Source organism: Pseudomonas sp. AC169 (genome assembly GCF_979258515.1).
This window is the reverse complement of sequence record NZ_OZ409866.1, coordinates 510,011-530,786: the sequence shown is the minus strand read 5'-3', so window position 1 is coordinate 530,786 and position 20,776 is coordinate 510,011. Positions and strand designations below refer to the sequence as shown.

Below are 20,776 nucleotides of genomic sequence, written 5' to 3'. Positions count from 1 at the left end.
GGCGCTTTCGCGAGCAGGCTCGCTCCCACAGGAGATCTTCAGTGAATGGGAGGTCCCTGTGGGAGCGAGCTTGCTCGCGAAGGTCGCGGCACAAATTTCAGATAGGTGCACAGAAAAAACCCGGCCAAAGGGGCCGGGTCATGAAGACGGTGGCTATATCACTCTTGTTCGGCAGGCTTGACCAATCGCTTCTCCAGTTCACTGCACGCTTGCTGGATCATTTCTTCAGTGATCGGTACTTCTCGCCCATCCTTATCCAGTATCGAGCAACCCAGAGATTGGCCGGGCTTGGTACGGATCACTTCAATTTTGTCTTCGCTGCTGTGTTGCAAGGACATGGCCTGTCTCCTCATCAGGTTGTGCGCCTAGGGTAAAAACCGCCACGTGACCGGGCTGTGACAACTCCCTGCGGTCTGTCAGTGGGGGCATCTCCACTCAAACAGAAACGACCGCTCGTCTCAACCGGGACTTTAGACCAATAGTAACTATGGCCTAGTCTTTGGGGGCATATTTAACCTGACTCATTGTGATTTACAGAGTTCCGCCCCAAGAAGGTTTAGGCTAGCCCTTTCACCAACACGGATGTGTACCTGAATGACCCCGAAGCTTTCTTCACGACACCGTCGCGCTTTGCGTTTGACCAGTCGATTTCTGGCCCCCTACCGCTGGCAGGTCATCGGTGCGCTGCTGGCGTTGATCGTCACCGCCGCCGTCACGCTGTCGATGGGGCAGGGCATCAAACTGTTGGTCGACCGCGGCTTCATGACTCAGTCGCCGCATCAGCTCAACCAGAGCATCGGCATCTTCATGCTGATGGTGCTGGGTCTGGCGGTCGGCACGTTTGCCCGGTTCTACTGGGTGTCGTGGATCGGCGAGCGCTGCGTGGCCGACATCCGCCGCGAGGTGTTCAACCATCTGGTCTATCTGCATCCGGGCTTTTACGAGAACAACCGCAGTTCGGAGATTCAGTCGCGGCTGACTGCCGACACAACGCTGTTGCAATCGGTGATCGGCTCGTCGCTGTCGATGTTCCTGCGCAACCTGTTGATGGTGATCGGCGGTGTCATCTTGCTGTTCGTGACCAACGCGAAACTCACCAGCATCGTGGTGATTGCCTTGCCGTTCGTGGTTGCGCCGATCCTGATTTTCGGCCGCCGGGTGCGCAATCTCTCGAGACTGAGCCAGGACCGGGTCGCCGATATCGGCAGCTACGTCTCGGAAACCCTCGGCCAGATCAAAACCGTGCAGGCCTACAACCACCAGGTCCAGGACGAGCGCCGTTTTGCGACAACGGTCGAGGACGCTTTCGACACGGCGCGCAAACGCATCTTTCAGCGTTCGTGGATGATCACCATGGTGATCGTGCTGGTGCTCGGCGCGGTGGCGGTGATGTTGTGGGTCGGCGGCATGGACGTGATCGCCGGACGCATCACCGGGGGCGAACTGGCTGCATTTGTTTTTTACAGTCTGATCGTCGGCAGTGCGATCGGCACCCTCAGTGAGGTCATTGGCGAACTGCAACGTGCGGCAGGGGCAGCCGAGCGGATTGCTGAGTTGCTGGGTTCGGAGAATATCATCCAGCCGCCAACCACCGGACTCATGACCTTGCCGGCGCGCGTTCGGGGCGAACTGCAATTGCAGGAGGTGCGCTTTTCCTACCCTTCGCGCCCTGAAAGCTACGCGGTCAATGGCTTGAATCTGACCATTCGGGCCGGTGAGACGCTGGCGCTGGTCGGGCCGTCCGGTGCCGGCAAGTCCACGGTGTATGACTTGCTGTTGCGCTTTTATGACCCACTGGAAGGACGGATCCTGATTGATGGTGTGCCGCTGACCAGCCTTGACCCGCTGGATCTGCGCCGTCACTTCGCTTTGGTCTCGCAGTCGCCGGCGCTGTTTTTCGGCAGCGTTGAAGAGAACATTCGTTACGGCAATCCGGGGGCGACGCTGGAGCAAGTCAGGGAAGCAGCAAAAATTGCTCATGCCCACGACTTCATCGAAAAAATGCCCAACGGTTATCAGACTCACCTCGGCGATGGAGGTCTCGGTCTTTCCGGTGGTCAGCGTCAGCGCTTGGCGATCGCCCGGGCGCTACTGGTCGACGCACCGATCCTGCTGCTGGACGAAGCCACCAGCGCCCTCGATGCGCAGAGCGAACACCTGATTCAGGAAGCGCTGCCGAGCCTGATGCAGAACCGCACCACGCTGGTGATCGCGCATCGACTGGCCACGGTGAAAAACGCTGACCGGATTGCGGTGATGGATCAGGGCAAGCTTGTCGCCATTGGTACTCATCAGGAGCTGATTGCCAGCAATCCGCTGTATGCGCGGTTGGCGGCGTTGCAGTTCAATGATGGAAAAGTAACGGTTGATCAAGTCTGATGGACATTGCTCGAATCGGGCAATATGGCGGCCTGTTTGGAATGCCTGGATGAGGACATGAGCCGCTACCAACCGCCGTTGACCCTAACCACACGAATGATTGCGTTGATCGCCGAAATCAGCGAGCAAATCGGTCAGCTTTCGGCTGGGGGCGATAGTCGGCAGACGCCTCATCTGCGCCGAGGCAATCGTATCCGTACAATTCAGGCCTCTTTGGCAATCGAAAACAATACATTGAGTGTCGAGCAGGTAACCGCCGTGCTCGCCGGGCAACGGGTTTTAGGCTTGCCCAAGGAAATTCAAGAAGTGCGCAATGCATTTACCGCGTATGAAACCATGCCGCAATGGCAGCCTGACAACAGGGCTGACCTGCTTCAAGCGCATGAGTTGTTGATGCATGGGCTGATTGATGAATGCGGGCACTTTCGCCGAGCGGGTGTGGGGATTTATCGCGGAGAGCAACTGGTTCATATGGCGCCGCCTCCGAGCCGTATATCACCGCTGATGGATGAATTGCTGGCATGGCTTGTGCGCTCTGAATGGCATCCGCTGATCATCAGTTGCGTATTCCATTATGAGTTTGAGTTCATCCATCCGTTTGCTGATGGAAACGGGCGAATGGGACGGCTGTGGCAAACATTGATATTGAGCCAATGGCGCCCGGTCCTGGCGTATTTGCCGGTCGAAGCGGTTATTCGAGAGGAGCAGGATGTCTACTACTCTGCCTTGTCTGCTTCTGACCGGCAGGGAGAGTCAACGCCTTTTGTCGAGTACATGCTGCATGCGCTAAATGTTTCGTTGCGTGAAGCCATCGCTAATGAGTCAGTGAGCGACCTAGTAAACGACTCAGTAACCGACCTAGTAGAAAGATTATTGTTAACTCTGGGACCCCGTTCTTTACGGATCAGTGATCTGATGGCTGAGATGAGCCTGGCCCACAAGGCTACGTTCAGATCCAACTATATCAAGCCGGCGTTAACCGCTGGAATGATCGAAATGACCGATCCTCAATCGCCCAAGAATCCAACCCAGAAATATCGGCTTACTCAACTTGGCAAAATGATGGTTAAAAAGATGAAGTGTTAATTCGGCAGCCGACAGCTCAATAAAAAATGCCCGTATCTCGCGATACGGGCATTTTTCGTTACTCGGCGTCAGTCGCGTGATCACTGATCGTCGAAGTAGCGCTCATGCCAGTCCACCAGTGGCTGTGGCGAGTTGAGCTTCTGGCCGTAGATCACCGAGTACGACAGCACGTTTTGCACATACTGACGGGTTTCGTCGAACGGAATGCTTTCGACCCAGACGTCGAAGCTCAGATGATCAGCGCCGCGCAACCATTGGCGTACGCGACCGGGGCCGGCGTTGTAGGCGGCGGAGGCGAGGACGCGGTTGCCGTTGAATTGGCTGTGCACCTGGCTCAGGTACGCGGCGCCGAGCTGGATGTTCTTGTCCGGATCCAGCACCTGCTGCGGCGAGGCCAGCGGGATGCTGAACTTGCGCGCGGTTTCCTTGGCGGTGCCGGGCATCAATTGCATCAGGCCACTGGCGCCAACGCCGGAGCGGGCGTCGTCCATGAAGGCACTTTCCTGGCGAGTAATGGCAAACACCCAGCTCGAATGCAGGCCGCGCACCTTGGCTTCCCGCACGAGGGTTTCGCGGTGGGCCATCGGGAAACGAATATCCAGATCGTCCCAGTACTGCGCCTGACTGATGGTGCGGATCGCCGGGAAATACCATTTCAAGTCGTAAGCGAGTTTCGCCTGGGCAACCATTTCATCGCGATTGAAATGGCGGCTAACGTGATACCACTCGCGACGACCGTCGACGATTTGCCCACGGGCATGGAATTCCAGCGCACGACGTACGCCCGGGGTGTTGCGCACCTTGTTGATCAGCGCCTGACTGAGGACCAATGGCTTGTTGTTCAGCGAATAGGGCGATTGCGAACGGTCGGCGGCGAGGAATCCATAAAAGTCGCGCTCGCGGGCGAGGTTTTTGTACAGCGTCTGCGCTTCCGGATTCTGCGGCTGGGCCAGTTCCAGGCTGCGCGCCTGCCAGTAGCGCCAGCGGTTGGTGGTGGCCAGATCCTGCGGCAGACGCTTGGTCAGTTCGTAGGCGTCATCCCAGCGAGCCAAGCGCAAGAGCAGCCGCAATCGCCATTCGGAAACGGTGTTGTCGCGCAGTTCCGGGTCGTACTTGGTCATCACGTCCAGCGCGCGGCTGTCGAAACGACGGGCGAGGGTCAGGCCGATTTCCCGGGCGATTGCGACTTTTTCATCGCGAGAGAAATGCATGCTGCTGGCATAACCGTCGAGCAGCGCCATGGCCTTGTCCGGGTCCTGACGCGCGAGGCGGCGCAGGCCGAGGCTGACCACATCGGACATCGGTTCATCGGCCGGGGTGAAGCGTGATGGCTGATTGAGCAGTTCGGGCTTCTGCGCCACATCCACCAGCAAACGACCGCGCGGGGCGAGGGTGGTCAAGCCGTTGACCAGGCTGTTGGCCAGTGGGTAGTTGCGGGCCTGAGCAGCGAGTTTGGTGCGCTCCCAGCGTTTCTGTTCGGTGAGTTGACCGTCGGCAGCCCAGATCCCGAACAGCGCGTCACACGCCGCAGGTTGCGATTTGCCGGTCAGCCAGAGCTTGTCGGCGTTGGCGTAACCCTCGGCTTTCTTGTCGTGGGTGATCTGGTACTGCGCATTCAGGCAGTCCAGTTCAGTGAAGTTCAGTTTCGGGTCGTAATACTTGACGAAGGTCGCCCAGTCGCCACGGTCGGCGAGCCAGCGCAACCAGCGCAGCTTCATCCAATTGGCCTGGGGCAGGTCACCGTGTTCGGCGAGGAACTTCTCGATTTCCGCATTGCTCGCGGTCTTCAGGCGTGCGGTCAGTTCGTCGTAAGCCAGATACGGTTCCAGCGGATAATCGGCCAGCGCCTGGCTGTAACGGAAATACGGGCCGGTATCACCCTTGGCCAAGGCGCGCTTGGCTTCATCGTAATACTGGCGTTGGGTGGACAGGTCCACCGCCTGGGCGGATTGAGCGGCAGCGGCGGTAAGTAGCAAACAGGACAAGACACTGAAAAGGCGACTGCGCATGAGACATCCGGGCAGAGAAATCATGACAAGTGCCGACCTCGGTCAGCACTGAATTGTCTGTAGCTTAGCCTTTTGCCAGCAAGCGGCGAAAGCTTTGCCGGCCTCGCAGCACAAGTTCGCAACAAATGTTGTGCAGAGTGCTTCGACAGACAAATTGCCGGCCTGCTGAAGCCCTAACTCAGGTAGAATGCGCGCCCGGTTTTTGGAGAAGCTCATGACCCTGCTCAAATTCAGCGATGTGTCCCTTGCGTTCGGCGCTATGCCGTTGTTGGACAAGGTGTCCTGGCAGATCGCCCGTGGTGAGCGGGTGTGCATCATCGGCCGCAACGGCACTGGCAAGTCCAGCATGATGAAACTGGTCAAGGGCGACCAGAAGCCCGATGACGGCTCGGTGTGGCGTGCCCCCGGTCTGAAAATCGGTGAATTGCCGCAAGAATTGCCGGTGGCCGACGATCGGACGGTGTTCGACGTGGTCGCTGAGGGCCTTGATGGCGTGGGCGCGTTGCTCGCCGAATACCATCACCTTGCGCAGAACTGCGTCACTGAAGATGACCTGAACAAGCTGATGCACGTTCAGCAAGACCTCGAAGCCCGTGATGGCTGGCGTTTGCAGACTCTGGTCGAAAGCACCTTGAGCCGTCTGCAACTGCCGGCCGACAAGACCCTCGCCCAGTTGTCCGGCGGCTGGCGTCGTCGCGTGCTGCTGGCGCAGGCACTGGTGTCCGAGCCGGACCTGCTGCTGCTCGACGAGCCCACCAACCACTTGGACATCGGTGCGATTGCCTGGCTCGAAGAGGCGCTGAAAGATTTCCAGGGCGCCGTGTTGTTCATCACGCACGACCGGTCCTTCCTGCAAAACCTCGCCACGCGCATCCTCGAACTGGATCGCGGTGGCCTGATCGACTGGAACGGCGATTACGCCAGTTTCCTCGTGCACAAAGAAGCCGCGCTGGCCGCTGAAGAAACCGCAAACGCGCTGTTCGACAAGAAGTTGGCCCAGGAAGAAGTCTGGATCCGGCAGGGCATCAAGGCGCGTCGCACCCGTAACGAAGGCCGCGTCCGTGCTCTGAAAGCGTTGCGCGTCGAGCGTAGCGAACGTCGTGAACGCACCGGCAAGGCCAACATTCAGCTGGACACGGCCGACAAGTCCGGCAAGCAGGTGATGGTCCTCGAGAACGTGAGTTTCGCTCACCCGGGCGGCCCGTTCCTGATCAGGGATTTCTCGATGGTCCTGACGCGCGGCGACCGTATCGGTCTGCTCGGCGCCAACGGTACCGGCAAAACCACCCTGCTGAAGCTGATGCTCAGCGGTCTGCAACCGACCAGCGGCAAAGTGGAAGAGGGCACGCGCATCGACGTGGCCTACTTTGACCAGTTGCGCCATCAGCTGGATCTGGAAAAAACCGTTATCGACAACGTCGCCGAAGGTCGCGACTTCATCGAGATCGACGGCCAGAGCCGTCACGTGCTGAGCTACCTCGGCGACTTCCTGTTCAGCCCGCAGCGTGCCCGCACGCCGGTCAAGGCGCTCTCGGGTGGTGAGCGTGCGCGTCTGTTGCTGGCCAAGCTGTTCAGCAAACCGGCGAACCTGCTGGTCCTCGACGAACCGACCAACGACCTCGACGTGGAAACCCTCGAGCTGCTCGAAGAAGTGCTGCTGACCTTCAACGGCACTGTGCTGATGGTCAGTCACGACCGGGCATTCCTCGACAACGTGGTCACCAGCACCCTGGTCTTCGAAGGTGAAGGCAAGGTGCGTGAATACGTCGGCGGCTATCAGGACTGGATCCGTCAGGGCGGTTCACCGCGTCTGCTGGGCGTGACTGAAAGCAAATCGGGCAAGGCTGACCTGAACTCCGCAGTAGTGACCGCTGAGCCTGCTGTGGTCGCAGCGCCAGCCGCTGCTGCTCCGGCTGCCAAGAAGAAGTTGAGCTACAAGCTGCAACGAGAGCTGGAAGCGTTGCCGGGCGATATCGATGCCAAGGAGCAGCAGATCGCTGCAGTAGAAGCCGAGATGGCTGAAGCCAGTTTCTATCAGCGCCCTGCGGCAGAAACGGCCAAGGTGATTGCTTCGCTGGAGCAGTTGCAGGCTGAGCTGGATGCGTTGGTGGAGCGTTGGGCTGAGCTGGATGCCTGATTGATCCTGATGTGAAAAAGCCCGGCGCTCAGTGATGAGCGCCGGGCTTTTCATATGTAATGCGATCTACAGGCTGTGCAGATCAAATGTGGGAGCGAGCCTGCTCGCGAATGCGGCGTGTCAGGCGGCATGAATGCTTAATGTGCCGACGCCTTCGCGAGCAGGCTTGCTCCTACAATTATCAGTGCTTCAACGTTTGACCAGGTGGACGGCGAGGACATCGCATGGCGCACCGTGGAGTACGTCGTTGGCGGTCGAACCGAGCAACAGCGCCAGACCATGACGGCCATGGCTGCCGACCACGATCAGATCGCATTGCTGTTCCTTGGCGAAGTGATGGATTTCCTGGCGTGGCTGGCCATAAGTCAGGTGGCAGTTGGCGCCTTCGAGTTCGGAGTACTTGAGCTTTAGGCGCTCAAGACGCTCCTTGGCCTGATCGAACTGCTGTTGTTGCAGTTGTGACAGATCCATCGGCACGTCACCGCCGAACGCCATGGCCATCGGCTCGACGATATGCACCAGCGACAGCTTGGCGCCATTGCTCACCGACAGCTCTCTGGCGCGGTGAATCACTGGGTCGCACTCTTCAGTCAGATCTACGGCGACCAGGATATGGGTGTAGGGCATGAGGTGCTCCTCGTGACGGTTCAATATTGGTAAGTATGGCTGGTTTCAAGCGCATTGGTTCCAAAGTGACACAATGCGCTCACCAAGAATTGGGAATAGAGATATGACGGTCTGGTTGGTGGTGTCAATCCTGCTGGTGGTTTTAAGTCCTCTGGCGTGGTTGCGCCCATCGCGCGCGCAAAGCGGTCGTATCGCCCTGCGCATGGAGGCGCGACGCATCGGTTTGGCCATGCAGCTGGCGCCTCAGGAATGGCCGCACTGGCTGGCGCAAGAGCCGCCGAATCCTTGTGCGCAATATCATCGGCCACGTCGGAGCAAGCAGCCTGTCTGCTGGACTTACTGGCAAAAGTCGCCGGGTGTTTGGGTCAATCAATGGCAGGAAGTCTGCGAAGATCGGGCGCTGCTCAATCATTTCGAAAAGTTGCCGGGCAACGTTTTCAAAGTCGAGGCAGACAAGCAGATGATCGCCTTGTACTGGGGCGAAAAGGGCGAAGCCACGGTTTTGCAGGATATCGACGCCACTCTGAAAGCGCTGGCGTGATGCGCGGACTTTTCCCACTGCAACGGTGGGGAAGGTCTGGCAGACGCGCAATAAAAAGCCCGACATGATTCATCGGGCGGGGTTGGCCAGGCAGGCCGGAAATCTTTTTGAGGCTGAGTCAGTCAGCGTATTTCCCTGTCGTCCACCCAGCGTAGCCCTTTAAACAAGGGCCGCCGCGAATTAGGGCGACTTTTCTAACTATTGATTCTATGAATGGCTTCACATGCAGACGCGTGTTGCGGGTCTTCGTCTTACAGAAATGACCGCAAAGTCGCATTTCAACCCGTATTTTGGGCGATTGACAATTGTCGGAAATTCCGTGAAGGTGACGTACCCAAATCAAACGGGCGTATGAATTGAGCGTTTGTCTTACAGACTGCTCCTACAGAATCCCGACTATCGCGTTGGCGGGTGTGCCGGGTGGATTGGCGTTAGCATCGACGAAAAAGCGTCCTGCCGAGCCATTCGCCTGCGTCCGACGTGTACTGTTCAGCTTCCATATCGTGGAGATCAGTTGATGATTTACGAAGGTAAAGCCATCACGGTTAAAGCTCTTGAAAGTGGCATCGTCGAATTGAAATTCGACCTCAAGGGTGAGTCCGTCAACAAGTTCAACCGTCTAACCCTGAACGAACTGCGTCAGGCCGTAGACACCATCAAGGCAGATGCTTCGATCAAGGGCGTGATCGTCAGCAGTGGCAAGGACGTGTTCATCGTCGGCGCCGACATCACCGAATTTGTCGAGAACTTCAAGCTGCCGGATGCCGAGCTGGTTGCTGGCAATCTCGAAGCCAACAAGATCTTCAGCGATTTCGAAGACCTCAACGTTCCGACCGTAGCGGCCATCAATGGCATCGCTCTGGGCGGCGGTCTGGAAATGTGCCTGGCGGCTGACTATCGCGTCATGTCCACCAAAGCCAAGATCGGTCTGCCGGAAGTCAAACTTGGCATCTACCCAGGCTTCGGCGGCACCGTGCGTCTGCCGCGCCTGATCGGTGTCGACAACGCTATCGAGTGGATTGCTTCCGGCAAGGAAAACCGCCCTGAAGACGCCCTGAAGGTCAGCGCCGTCGACGCCGTGGTTGCTCCTGAAAAACTGCAGGAAGCTGCACTTGAACTGATCAAACGCGCCATCTCCGGCGAGTTCGACTTCAAGGCCAAGCGTCAGCCGAAACTTGAAAAACTCAAGTTGAACGCCATTGAACAAATGATGGCTTTCGAAACCGCCAAGGGTTTCGTGGCAGGGCAAGCTGGCCCGAACTACCCGGCGCCGGTTGAAGCGATCAAGACCATCCAGAAAGCCGCGAACTTCGGTCGTGACAAGGCGCTGGAAGTCGAAGCCGCCGGTTTCGTCAAACTGGCCAAGACCTCTGCCGCGCAGAGCTTGATCGGTCTGTTCCTGAACGATCAGGAACTGAAGAAAAAGGCCAAGGCCTACGACGAAATCGCCAAAGACGTGAAGCAGGCCGCTGTACTCGGCGCCGGCATCATGGGTGGCGGTATCGCTTATCAGTCGGCCTCCAAAGGTACGCCGATCCTGATGAAGGACATCAACGAGCACGGCATCGAGCAGGGGCTGGCCGAAGCCGCCAAACTGCTGGTTGGCCGCGTTGATAAAGGTCGCATGACCGCTGCGAAAATGGCTGAAGTGCTCAACGGCATTCGTCCGACCCTGTCCTACGGCGACTTCGGTCATGTCGATCTGGTTGTCGAAGCGGTCGTCGAGAATCCGAAGGTCAAGCAAGCCGTATTGGCTGAAGTCGAAGGCCAGGTCAAAGAGGACACCATCCTCGCGTCCAACACCTCGACCATTTCCATCAGTTTGCTGGCCAAGGCCCTCAAGCGTCCGGAAAACTTCGTCGGCATGCACTTCTTCAACCCGGTGCACATGATGCCGCTGGTGGAAGTGATCCGTGGCGAGAAGTCCAGCGAACTGGCTGTTGCCACCACCGTTGCCTACGCCAAGAAAATGGGCAAGAACCCGATCGTCGTCAACGACTGCCCGGGCTTCCTGGTCAACCGCGTACTGTTCCCGTACTTCGGCGGTTTCGCCAAGCTGGTCAGCGCCGGTGTCGACTTCGTCCGTATCGACAAGGTCATGGAAAAATTCGGCTGGCCGATGGGCCCGGCATACCTGATGGACGTGGTCGGCATCGACACCGGTCACCACGGTCGTGACGTGATGGCTGAAGGTTTCCCGGATCGCATGAAGGATGACCGTCGCTCGGCCATCGACGTGCTGTACGAAGCCAAGCGCCTGGGCCAGAAGAACGGCAAGGGCTTCTACGCCTACGAGGCCGACAAGAAAGGCAAGCAGAAGAAAGTTGCCGATCCGTCGGTACTCGAAGTGCTCAAGCCAATCGTCTACGAGCAGCGCGAAGTCACTGACGAAGACATCATCAACTGGATGATGATCCCGCTGTGCCTGGAAACCGTGCGTTGCCTGGAAGACGGCATCGTTGAAACCGCCGCCGAAGCCGACATGGGTCTGGTCTACGGTATCGGTTTCCCTCCATTCCGTGGCGGTGCGCTGCGCTACATCGATTCGATCGGTGTTGCCGAGTTCGTTGCCCTGGCTGACCAGTACGCTGATTTGGGCGCGCTGTACCACCCGACCGCGAAGCTGCGCGAAATGGCCAAAAACGGCCAGAGCTTCTTCGGTTAAGCGCCCCCAACTAGAGTGAGAGTGAACTTATGAGCTTGAATCCTAGAGACGTCGTGATTGTCGACTTCGGTCGTACTCCGATGGGCCGCTCCAAGGGCGGCATGCACCGCAACACCCGCGCTGAAGACATGTCGGCGCACCTGATCAGCAAATTGCTGGAACGCAATACCAAGGTCGATCCTGCAGAAGTCGAGGACGTGATCTGGGGCTGTGTGAACCAGACCCTCGAGCAGGGCTGGAACATCGCGCGCATGGCGTCGCTGATGACCCAGATCCCGCACACTTCGGCCGGCCAGACCGTCAGCCGTCTGTGCGGCTCGTCGATGAGTGCACTGCACACCGCTGCGCAAGCGATCATGACCGGCAACGGTGACGTGTTCGTGGTTGGCGGCGTCGAGCATATGGGCCACGTGAGCATGATGCACGGTGTCGATCCGAACCCGCACATGTCGCTGTACGCGGCGAAAGCCTCGGGCATGATGGGCCTGACCGCTGAAATGCTCGGCAAAATGCACGGCATCACTCGCGAACAGCAAGACGCTTTCGGCGTGCGCTCCCACCAGCTGGCCCACAAGGCCACCGTGGAAGGCAAGTTCAAAGACGAAATCATCCCGATGCAGGGCTACGACGAGAACGGTTTCCTGAAACTGTTCGACTACGACGAAACCATTCGTCCGGAAACTACCCTGGAAAGTCTGGCGGCTCTCAAGCCTGCCTTCAATCCAAAGGGCGGTACCGTGACTGCCGGCACTTCGTCGCAGATCACCGATGGTGCTTCGTGCATGATCGTGATGTCGGCGCAACGTGCGCAGGACCTGGGTATCCAGCCAATGGCGGTTATCCGTTCGATGGCAGTGGCGGGTGTGGATCCGGCGATCATGGGCTATGGTCCAGTTCCGGCTACGCAAAAAGCCCTGAAGCGTGCGGGCCTTGGCATCAACGATATCGACTTCTTCGAGCTCAACGAAGCTTTCGCTGCACAGGCCCTGCCAGTGCTGAAAGATCTGAAAGTGCTCGACAAGATGAACGAGAAGGTTAACCTGCACGGCGGCGCGATCGCCCTGGGTCACCCGTTCGGTTGCTCCGGTGCCCGTATTTCCGGCACCTTGCTGAACGTGATGAAGCAGAATAGCGGCACCTTCGGGGTTGCCACTATGTGCATTGGTCTCGGCCAAGGCATCTCCACCGTCTTCGAACGCGTTTAAGCGTCTCGTCGATGGAAGCCGGGGCCAAGTGCCCCGGTTTTTGTTTTTGGGTTTTTTATTTATTTTTGAAAAGATTTCAGTGAGGGCCAACACATGCCGATACAACCTGGGCTCTACCAACATTACAAAGGTCCGCAGTACCGCGTATTCAATGTTGCGCGGCATTCCGAGACCGAAGAAGAAGTGGTCTTTTACCAAGCCCTGTATGGCGATTACGGCTTTTGGGTACGCCCTCTGAGCATGTTTCTCGAGTCAGTCGAGGTTGACGGCGAGCAGGTGCCACGCTTTGCTTTGGTGCAAGCCGAACCGAGCCTTTTTTCCAAGGCATAAGGCGAGGGCGCACAGAACCCTGTGCTTGACCTCACCTTGTATCAACTATATATAGCGGTGCCGCGTCAGGCGCCAACCGCCTTTCACTTCTAGAATTCAGGAATTTTCTGATCCATGGGCAAATCGCTGGTCATTGTGGAATCCCCGGCTAAGGCCAAGACCATCAACAAGTATCTGGGTAACCAATACGTGGTGAAGTCGAGTATCGGCCATATCCGAGACCTGCCCACCAGCGGTTCGGCTAGCGCCAGCAAAGAGCCAGCCGCCAAGCGCGGCAAGGCTGCCGCGGGCGAAGGTCCGGTGCTCACGCCGAAAGAGAAAGCGCGCAAGCAGCTCGTTTCGCGTATGGGTGTCGATCCCGATCATGGCTGGAAAGCTCAGTACGAGATCCTTCCAGGTAAAGAGAAGGTCATCGAAGAGCTGCGCCGGCTCGCCAAAGATGCTGACACCATCTATCTCGCAACCGACTTGGATCGCGAGGGGGAAGCCATTGCCTGGCACCTGCGCGAAGCCATCGGTGGTGACGATAGCCGCTACAAGCGCGTGGTGTTCAACGAAATCACCAAGAAGGCGATTCAGGAAGCCTTCTCGGAACCGGGCGAGCTGGACATCGATCGTGTCAACGCCCAACAGGCACGTCGCTTCCTCGACCGTGTTGTGGGTTACATGGTCTCGCCGCTGCTGTGGGCAAAAATCGCCCGTGGCCTGTCCGCCGGTCGTGTGCAATCGGTTGCCGTGAAGCTGGTCGTTGAGCGTGAACGTGAAATCCGTGCGTTCAACCCGGAAGAGTACTGGGAAGTGCACGCCGATCTCGGCACCACCAAAGGCTCGACCGTGCGTTTCGAAGTGGCTCGCGAGAAAGGCGAAGCCTTCAAACCGCTGAACGAAGCCCAGGCCATGGCCGCGCTCGAGAAGCTCAAGTCTTCCAGCTACAGCATCGTCAAGCGCGAAGACAAGCCGACCAGCAGCAAGCCTTCGGCGCCGTTCATCACGTCCACCTTGCAACAGGCTGCGAGCAACCGCCTGGGCTTCGGTGTGAAGAAAACGATGATGATGGCCCAGCGTCTGTACGAAGCCGGCTACATCACTTATATGCGTACCGACTCGACCAACCTCTCGGCAGATGCCGTGACGATGGCGCGCACTTACATCGAAGACGAGTTCGGCAAGAAGTACTTGCCGGAAACGCCGAACGTTTACAGCAGCAAGGAAGGCGCACAAGAGGCTCACGAAGCGATTCGTCCGTCCGACGCCAACACCACGCCGAGCAAGCTGGCGGGCATGGAGCGTGACGCTGAGCGTCTCTACGAGCTGATCTGGCGCCAGTTCCTCGCTTGCCAGATGCTTCCGGCGCAATATTTGTCGACAACCGTCAGCGTAGGCGCTGGCGACTTCGAGCTGCGCGCCAAGGGCCGCATCCTCAAGTTCGACGGTTACACCCGTGTCATGCCGCAGATTGCCAAGCCCGGCGATGACGACGTTCTGCCGGATATGGCGCAGGGCGACGTGATGAAGTTGATCAAGCTCGATCCGTCGCAGCACTTCACCAAACCGCCAGCCCGTTACTCGGAAGCCAGTCTGGTTAAAGAAATGGAAAAGCGCGGTATCGGTCGTCCTTCGACTTACGCTGCGATCATTTCGACCATTCAGGATCGCGGCTACGTGACCTTGCACAACCGTCGTTTCTACTCGGAAAAGATGGGCGACATCGTCACCGAGCGTCTGTCGGAAAGCTTCTCCAACCTCATGGACTACGGTTTCACCGCCGGCATGGAAGAGAACCTCGATGACGTGGCTCAAGGCGAGCGCGATTGGAAAAACGTGCTGGACGAGTTCTATGGCGACTTCAAAAAGAAACTCGAGGTAGCCGAAAACCCGGAAAGCGGCATGCGTGCCAACCAACCGGTCATGACCGACATTCCGTGCACCACTTGCGGCCGCCCGATGCAGATTCGTACTGCCTCGACCGGCGTGTTCCTCGGTTGCTCGGGCTACAGCCTGCCGCCGAAAGAGCGCTGCAAGGCGACCGTCAACCTGGTGCCGGGCGACGAAATCGCTGCGGACGACGAGGGCGAATCGGAATCACTGGTACTGCGTGGCAAGCATCGCTGCCCGATCTGCAGCACGGCGATGGACGCTTACCTGCTCGACGAAAAGCGTAAGCTGCACATCTGTGGTAACAACCCGGATTGCGCAGGCTACGAAATCGAAGAGGGTAGCTATCGCATCAAGGGTTACGAAGGTCCGAGCCTGGAATGCGACAAGTGCGGCAGCGAGATGCAGCTCAAGACCGGCCGTTTCGGCAAGTTCTTCGGTTGCACCAACCCCGAGTGCAAGAACACCCGCAAACTGCTGAAGAGCGGTGACGCGGCGCCGCCGAAGATGGATCCGGTGAAGATGCCTGAGCTGAAATGCGAAAAGGTCAACGACACCTACATCCTGCGCGACGGTGCGTCCGGTCTGTTCCTGGCCGCCAGTCAGTTCCCGAAAAACCGCGAGACCCGTGCTCCGCTGGTGATCGAGATTCTGCCGCACAAGGACGAGATTGATCCGAAGTACCATTTCCTGTGCGAAGCTCCGCAGAAGGATCCTGATGGTCTGCCGGCGGTGATCCGCTACAGCCGCAAGACCAAGGAGCAATACGTGCAGACCGAAGTCGACGGCAAGCCTACCGGTTGGAAGGCGTACTTCGACGGCGGCAAGTGGACGGTTGAAGACAAGCGTACCAAGGCCAAGGCTGAATAAGCGTTAGTCCGACACTGAAAGGCCGCATGAGAACCCTCGGGTTTTCATGCGGCCTTTTTGTTTTGTGCTTGCGGTGGGATCGGCTGATCCACGACACTGTCCGGCCTGTGTGAAGCAATTATTTCGTAGTGGAGACTGCCTTCATGGCCCACGAACTCTATACCCGCACCAACCAGAAGATCTATTTCGCCGGCTTGTCGCTGGAAGCCTTGGCTCGCGCTGAAGAAGGGCGGGCGATGAATTCTCTGGCGTTGATTCAGGCTGGGCGTGAATCGGCGTTGTTTCACCTGTACGGCGCGCTGCTCGGTCTTTGTCATGAGATCGCTGGTTTCTATCGTCTGCCGCAGGCCAATGCGCCGCGCGCCGAGATGCTGCTGACACGTGAAGTTGTGGAGTCGATCGCGATTCCTGAATTGGTCGAGATGGTCGAGCTGGCCGGTAACTCTGAAACCTGGATGGCAAAACTACTGGCTGCGCATTCGGCGCTGTTTCAGCCGCCGCGGGTGCCACACAAGCCCAAAGGGGACGTGACGCAGCCGCTGATTCAGGCGATCAATCTGGATGAAGAAGAAGCGCCAGAAGAGTTGAGCCGAGAGGAGCTGGAGAGCTGGCGGCAGAATCTGAAAGGTTTGGCGATTCGCTTTCGCGAGGGCTTGAACGAGTGCTGAGGGCGATTGACATGGTGGCAATCTGAAACATGCTGCTGGTCAAGATCCCGAGCGAAGCCTGAATGATGTCTATATAATCCCTGCCTTTCGTGGAGAACAGACCTTTATGCCAACGTCCTTTCTAGAAATTGTCGAGTTACCAGACGGCCGAATCGAGCTGCGCAGGGCCGAGGACGAAGGTTCTCTGGTGACGCTGGATTTCTCCGAGGATGCCAAGGCATTCCTGCAAGGTCAGCATGTGGAAATCGCCAAAGCGATGTTAAGCGTCGGCGTGCAGATGGCCGGCCGCATGGTCGAAGGCGAGTTTGATAAGGAAGAGGGGCCGCGGGTTCTGCATTGATCCCCGCCTTTTTGCTTTTTGACGCTACCGCTTCAGATCGGCTTCTCTGTCCCTGGAGAAGCCCGGCGCTTCACACAGCGCTTGTTGCCCGCAAATCAACCCAAACGAATATTCAGGCTCTGCGCTTCGCCCGTGCGTGCGGTGCTGATCAGTTGTTGCCGCGAGTTGGTGTTAAGCGGGTTTAGCCAGGTGACCACTGTGTGGCTGCGCCCCAATCGTAGAGCTTCGCATGCCAGTTGCTGAGCACTTTGAGCGCCCCGTGGTTGCAGTAGCAGAATACGTTCGCGGTTCAGGCCGGCATCCCGCAGCCAGGTTTGGGTCAGGCTGGCAGGTGGTGCGATCAATGTCAGCCAGCGCGCGTCCTGATCTTCGCTGAGTTCGCGAAGGATCGGGGCGAGCAGGTTCAGGCAGTTCCCGGCAGCACCACGCAGTGACAGCTCACTGAATACTTCGGGTTCGGCATTCCAGGGGCGTTCGACCACTTCTTTCAGGATCGGCGCCATCGGTTGCGACAGAAACGCTTCGAATAAAGGCAGTTGTGTTTGCTGAGGTGTGTGTGGGAACTGCATAAAGCCTCCTTTAGCGGCGAATGACGCCGACACTCAAGCCTTCGATCACCAGTTCCTGATCTTTCAGGTCGACTTCGATAGGGGCGAACTCGGGGTTTTCGGCAATCAGCCAGACCTTGCTGCCTTCACGCTTGAAACGTTTGACCGTCACTTCGTCACCAATGCGGGCGACGACAACCTGGCCATTACGCGCTTCGCGGGTGGTATGCACGGCGAGAAGGTCGCCGTCGAAAATGCCGATGTCTTTCATGCTCATGCCATGCACGCGCAGCAGGTAGTCGGCGCGAGGATGAAAGAAGGCCGGGTTGATGTTGCAGGATTCTTCGATGTGTTGCTGCGCGAGGATCGGCGCGCCGGCAGCGACCCGGCCAATGATTGGCAGGGTAGAGTCGTCGGCCTTGGCTTCAAAGCCAGGGATGCGAATGCCGCGAGAGGCGCCGGGGGTCATCTCGATGGCGCCCTTGCGAGCCAGTGCCTTGAGATGCTCTTCAGCCGCGTTCGGCGACTTGAAGCCCAGTTCCTGAGCGATTTCCGCACGGGTCGGCGGGTAGCCGTTGTCTTCGAGGCAGCGTTTGATAAAGGCCAGAATCTCGGCTTGGCGTGGCGTCAGCTTTAGCATATTGATCGCTCTGTCTTTTTATACAGTGACTGGGATTATATACAGTGAAGCGCCCTTGGCAATGCCCGTTTTTTTGCCTGCCGCCGGACGGTCGGAAGAAGCGTTTATTTAAGAGTCGGCCTTGTGTGGTTAAATAGCTGACCGACCATTCCCAAAACGAACCGGCAGGCTTGACAAGGCACAGGCTGAAACGTATGTTTCAAACAAGTGTTTGTCAGGCGGAGTAGCCATGGCCCAGTCGGAAACCGTTGAACGCATTCTTGATGCTGCCGAGCAGTTGTTCGCGGAGAAAGGTTTCGCTGAAACCTCATTGCGTTTGATCACCAGCAAGGCTGGCGTCAACCTGGCAGCGGTGAACTATCACTTCGGTTCGAAGAAAGCCCTGATTCAGGCGGTTTTCTCGCGCTTCCTCGGGCCGTTCTGCATCAGTCTCGATAAAGAGCTGGAGCGGCGTCAGGCCAAGCCTGAAAACAAGCCGACGCTTGAAGAACTGCTGGAAATTCTCGTCGAGCAAGCGCTCGTGGTTCAGCCACGCAGCGGCAACGATCTGTCGATCTTCATGCGCCTGCTCGGTCTCGCGTTCAGCCAGAGCCAGGGTCACTTGCGCCGTTATCTGGAAGACATGTACGGCAAGGTATTCCGTCGCTACATGTTGCTGGTCAACGAAGCCGCGCCACGCATTCCGCCAATCGAGCTGTTCTGGCGCGTGCACTTCATGCTCGGCGCCGCCGCGTTCAGCATGTCCGGCATCAAGGCCTTGCGCGCGATCGCCGAGACCGATTTCGGCGTCAACACCTCGATCGAGCAAGTGATGCGCCTGATGGTGCCGTTCCTCGCCGCCGGTATGCGCGCTGAAACCGGTGTTACTGATACGGCTATGGCCACCGCACAACTGCGTCCGCGCAGCAAATCAACGCCGGTTGCCGCCAAGGTTTAACCGCGCACGGGTGGGCGCGGCTGCTTGTATCCGCTAAGCTAGCCGCCCATGCCGACTCTCGTTCTGAATCCGAAATCCATAGAAATTGCCGACCTGCCGAGCACTGCTTACGGTAGCGATTTGCTGTGGGTCGGGTTTTTCGTTTTCAAGGAATCTCTATGACTGCTGGCCTGCAAGGCTCGTTGATGGTGGACGTCGCCGGTACCTGGCTGACGGCCGAAGATCGCCAATTGTTGCGTCAGCCCGAAGTGGGCGGCCTGATCATTTTTGCGCGCAATATCGAGCATCCGCGCCAGGTGCGTGAGTTGAGTGCAGCGATTCGCGCGGTCCGCCCGGATCTGCTGTTAGCGGTGGATCAAGAGGGCGGTCGCGTGCAGCGTCTGCGTCAGGGCTTCGTGCGTCTGCCGGCCATGCGTGCCATCGCCGACAATCCGAATGCCGAATATCTCGCTGAACAATGCGGCTGGATCATGGCCACCGAAGTGCTGGCGGTCGGTCTCGACCTGAGTTTTGCCCCGGTACTCGATCTGGATTACCAGCGCAGCGCTGTAGTCGGCACTCGTTCGTTCGAAAGTGATCCCGAGCGCGCGGCACTCCTCGCCGGAGCGTTCATTCGCGGCATGAACCGCGCGGGCATGGCGGCGACCGGCAAGCACTTCCCAGGCCACGGCTGGGCAGAAGCGGATTCCCACGTTGCGATCCCCAACGACGAGCGCAGCCTCGACGAGATACGCGCCAACGACCTCGTGCCATTCGCGAAGCTGAGCAAGCAACTGGCAGCGATCATGCCGGCGCACGTTATCTACCCGCAGGTCGATTCGCAGCCTGCCGGCTTCTCCCGCCGCTGGTTGCAGGACATCCTGCGCGGCGAATTGCAGTTCGACGGCGTGATCTTCAGCGACGACCTGTCGATGGCCGGCGCCCACGTGGTTGGCGATGCCGCTAGCCGTATCGAAGCCGCTTTGACTGCCGGTTGCGACATGGGCCTGGTGTGCAATGACCGCGCCGCTGCCGAACTGGCACTGAGCGCCGCACAACGCATGAAGGTCAAGCCGTCCGCCCGAATCGCCCGCATGCGCGGCCAGGCATTCGCCAGCACCGATTACCGTCAGGATCCGCGCTGGCTCACCGCCATCGGCGCGCTCAAAGACGCTCAACTGATCGATTAAGGATTTTTCGCTATGACGGTTTACGCAATCATCGGTGGCACCGGCCTGACTCAACTCGAAGGTTTGACCATTCGCCAATCGCTGGCGGTCGACACGCCCTACGGCGCGCCATCGGCCGACGTGCAGATCGGCGAATACGCCGGCAAGGAAGTGCTGTTCCTCGCCCGTCACGGCCATCCGCATCGCTTCCCGCCGCACAAGGTCAACTATCGCGCCAACCTGTGGGCTCTGAAGCAGGCCGGTGCCGAAGCGATCATTGCCGTTAACGCGGTGGGCGGTATTCACCCAGCGATGGGCACCGGTCACTTCTGCGTGCCGCACCAGATCGTCGACTACACCAGCGGCCGCGAGCACACCTTTTTCGCCGATGATCTGGAGCACGTCACCCACATCGACTTCAGCTTTCCTTACAGCGAACCACTGCGTCAGCAATTGATTGCTGCGGTGGCTGCCGAAGGCTGTGAGTACAGCGATCAGGGCGTGTATGCCTGCACCCAGGGCCCGCGTCTGGAAACAGTCGCCGAGATCGTGCGTCTTGAGCGTGATGGCTGTGACATCGTCGGTATGACCGGTATGCCGGAAGCGGCGCTGGCCCGTGAGCTGGAACTGGATTACGCCTGTCTGGCGCTGGTGGTGAACCCGGCGGCGGGCAAGACCACGGAAGTGATCACCATGGCCGAGATCGAACAGGCGTTGCATGACGGCATGGGCAAGGTGAAATCGGCACTGGCGCGGGTGCTGGCCGGCTAA

General features: G+C 58.5%; 18 protein-coding genes. 13 read left to right on the top strand and 5 right to left on the bottom strand.

The window, feature by feature from the left end:
• Window positions 1–158 precede the first annotated feature (158 nt).
• Complete coding sequence (locus ACZZ0G_RS02310; protein WP_038369402.1) at window positions 159–338, bottom strand: PA1571 family protein; 180 nt, start codon at window positions 336–338, stop codon at window positions 159–161.
• Between the two features lie 256 nt (window positions 339–594).
• On the opposite strand from ACZZ0G_RS02310, the gene ACZZ0G_RS02305 reads away from it, so the two are divergent.
• Window positions 595–2,379 carry an ABC transporter transmembrane domain-containing protein gene (locus tag ACZZ0G_RS02305; RefSeq protein ID WP_463555159.1) on the top strand — a complete coding sequence of 595 codons (1,785 nt, stop codon included), beginning with the start codon at window positions 595–597 and terminating at the stop codon, window positions 2,377–2,379.
• A gap of 57 nt (window positions 2,380–2,436) precedes the next feature.
• Window positions 2,437–3,465 carry a Fic family protein gene (locus tag ACZZ0G_RS02300; RefSeq protein WP_463555158.1) on the top strand — a complete coding sequence of 343 codons (1,029 nt, stop codon included), beginning with the start codon at window positions 2,437–2,439 and terminating at the stop codon, window positions 3,463–3,465.
• 80 nt (window positions 3,466–3,545) lie between these two features.
• On the opposite strand, the gene ACZZ0G_RS02295 is transcribed toward ACZZ0G_RS02300, so the two are convergent.
• The gene (locus ACZZ0G_RS02295) at window positions 3,546–5,474 is read right to left on the bottom strand and encodes a transglycosylase SLT domain-containing protein (RefSeq protein WP_463555157.1); all 1,929 of its coding nucleotides are present in this window, start codon (window positions 5,472–5,474) and stop codon (window positions 3,546–3,548) included.
• Between the two features lie 214 nt (window positions 5,475–5,688).
• On the opposite strand from ACZZ0G_RS02295, the gene ACZZ0G_RS02290 reads away from it, so the two are divergent.
• A complete protein-coding gene (locus ACZZ0G_RS02290; RefSeq protein WP_463555156.1) occupies window positions 5,689–7,611 on the top strand; it encodes an ATP-binding cassette domain-containing protein in 1,923 nt (640 codons plus the stop codon).
• Between the two features lie 189 nt (window positions 7,612–7,800).
• Here the strand turns inward: ACZZ0G_RS02290 and ACZZ0G_RS02285 are convergent, their stop codons facing one another.
• Window positions 7,801–8,238, bottom strand: a complete 438-nt coding sequence (locus tag ACZZ0G_RS02285; protein WP_053122097.1) for a universal stress protein — start codon at window positions 8,236–8,238, stop codon at window positions 7,801–7,803.
• 103 nt (window positions 8,239–8,341) lie between these two features.
• On the opposite strand from ACZZ0G_RS02285, the gene ACZZ0G_RS02280 reads away from it, so the two are divergent.
• The 7 genes from ACZZ0G_RS02280 (at window position 8,342) to ACZZ0G_RS02250 (ending at window position 16,732) form a co-directional block, all read left to right on the top strand.
• Entirely contained in the window at window positions 8,342–8,779 is a 438-nt protein-coding gene (locus ACZZ0G_RS02280; protein WP_007910461.1) for a hypothetical protein, read from the top strand.
• A gap of 517 nt (window positions 8,780–9,296) precedes the next feature.
• Window positions 9,297–11,444: a fatty acid oxidation complex subunit alpha FadB gene (fadB, locus tag ACZZ0G_RS02275; protein ID WP_463555155.1), complete on the top strand. Its 2,148-nt coding sequence runs from the start codon at window positions 9,297–9,299 to the stop codon at window positions 11,442–11,444.
• A 29-nt stretch (window positions 11,445–11,473) separates the two neighbouring features.
• On the top strand, window positions 11,474–12,649 hold the full coding sequence (gene fadA / locus ACZZ0G_RS02270; protein WP_025111054.1) for an acetyl-CoA C-acyltransferase FadA: 1,176 nt from the start codon (window positions 11,474–11,476) through the stop codon (window positions 12,647–12,649).
• A gap of 93 nt (window positions 12,650–12,742) precedes the next feature.
• Window positions 12,743–12,979 (top strand): DUF1653 domain-containing protein, encoded by a 237-nt coding sequence (locus ACZZ0G_RS02265; protein ID WP_042560169.1) that lies wholly within the window; start codon window positions 12,743–12,745, stop codon window positions 12,977–12,979.
• A 114-nt stretch (window positions 12,980–13,093) separates the two neighbouring features.
• Window positions 13,094–15,724, top strand: a complete 2,631-nt coding sequence (gene topA / locus ACZZ0G_RS02260; protein ID WP_463555154.1) for a type I DNA topoisomerase — start codon at window positions 13,094–13,096, stop codon at window positions 15,722–15,724.
• 143 nt (window positions 15,725–15,867) lie between these two features.
• Window positions 15,868–16,392: a DUF6586 family protein gene (locus tag ACZZ0G_RS02255; RefSeq protein WP_463555153.1), complete on the top strand. Its 525-nt coding sequence runs from the start codon at window positions 15,868–15,870 to the stop codon at window positions 16,390–16,392.
• A gap of 106 nt (window positions 16,393–16,498) precedes the next feature.
• Window positions 16,499–16,732 (top strand): hypothetical protein, encoded by a 234-nt coding sequence (locus tag ACZZ0G_RS02250; protein WP_003226592.1) that lies wholly within the window; start codon window positions 16,499–16,501, stop codon window positions 16,730–16,732.
• A gap of 95 nt (window positions 16,733–16,827) precedes the next feature.
• On the opposite strand, the gene sulA is transcribed toward ACZZ0G_RS02250, so the two are convergent.
• Both sulA and lexA read right to left on the bottom strand, forming a co-directional pair.
• Window positions 16,828–17,301, bottom strand: a complete 474-nt coding sequence (gene sulA, locus ACZZ0G_RS02245) for an SOS-induced cell division inhibitor SulA (protein WP_463555152.1) — start codon at window positions 17,299–17,301, stop codon at window positions 16,828–16,830.
• 10 nt (window positions 17,302–17,311) lie between these two features.
• Window positions 17,312–17,920: a transcriptional repressor LexA gene (gene lexA / locus ACZZ0G_RS02240; RefSeq protein WP_003226590.1), complete on the bottom strand. Its 609-nt coding sequence runs from the start codon at window positions 17,918–17,920 to the stop codon at window positions 17,312–17,314.
• Between the two features lie 229 nt (window positions 17,921–18,149).
• Between lexA and ACZZ0G_RS02235 the strand changes: the two genes are divergently transcribed.
• The 3 genes from ACZZ0G_RS02235 (at window position 18,150) to ACZZ0G_RS02225 (ending at window position 20,776) form a co-directional block, all read left to right on the top strand.
• Complete coding sequence (locus ACZZ0G_RS02235; RefSeq protein WP_016986747.1) at window positions 18,150–18,857, top strand: TetR/AcrR family transcriptional regulator; 708 nt, start codon at window positions 18,150–18,152, stop codon at window positions 18,855–18,857.
• A 158-nt stretch (window positions 18,858–19,015) separates the two neighbouring features.
• Complete coding sequence (nagZ, locus tag ACZZ0G_RS02230) at window positions 19,016–20,026, top strand: beta-N-acetylhexosaminidase (RefSeq protein WP_463555151.1); 1,011 nt, start codon at window positions 19,016–19,018, stop codon at window positions 20,024–20,026.
• 12 nt (window positions 20,027–20,038) lie between these two features.
• On the top strand, window positions 20,039–20,776 hold the full coding sequence (locus tag ACZZ0G_RS02225) for an S-methyl-5'-thioinosine phosphorylase (RefSeq protein WP_397484429.1): 738 nt from the start codon (window positions 20,039–20,041) through the stop codon (window positions 20,774–20,776).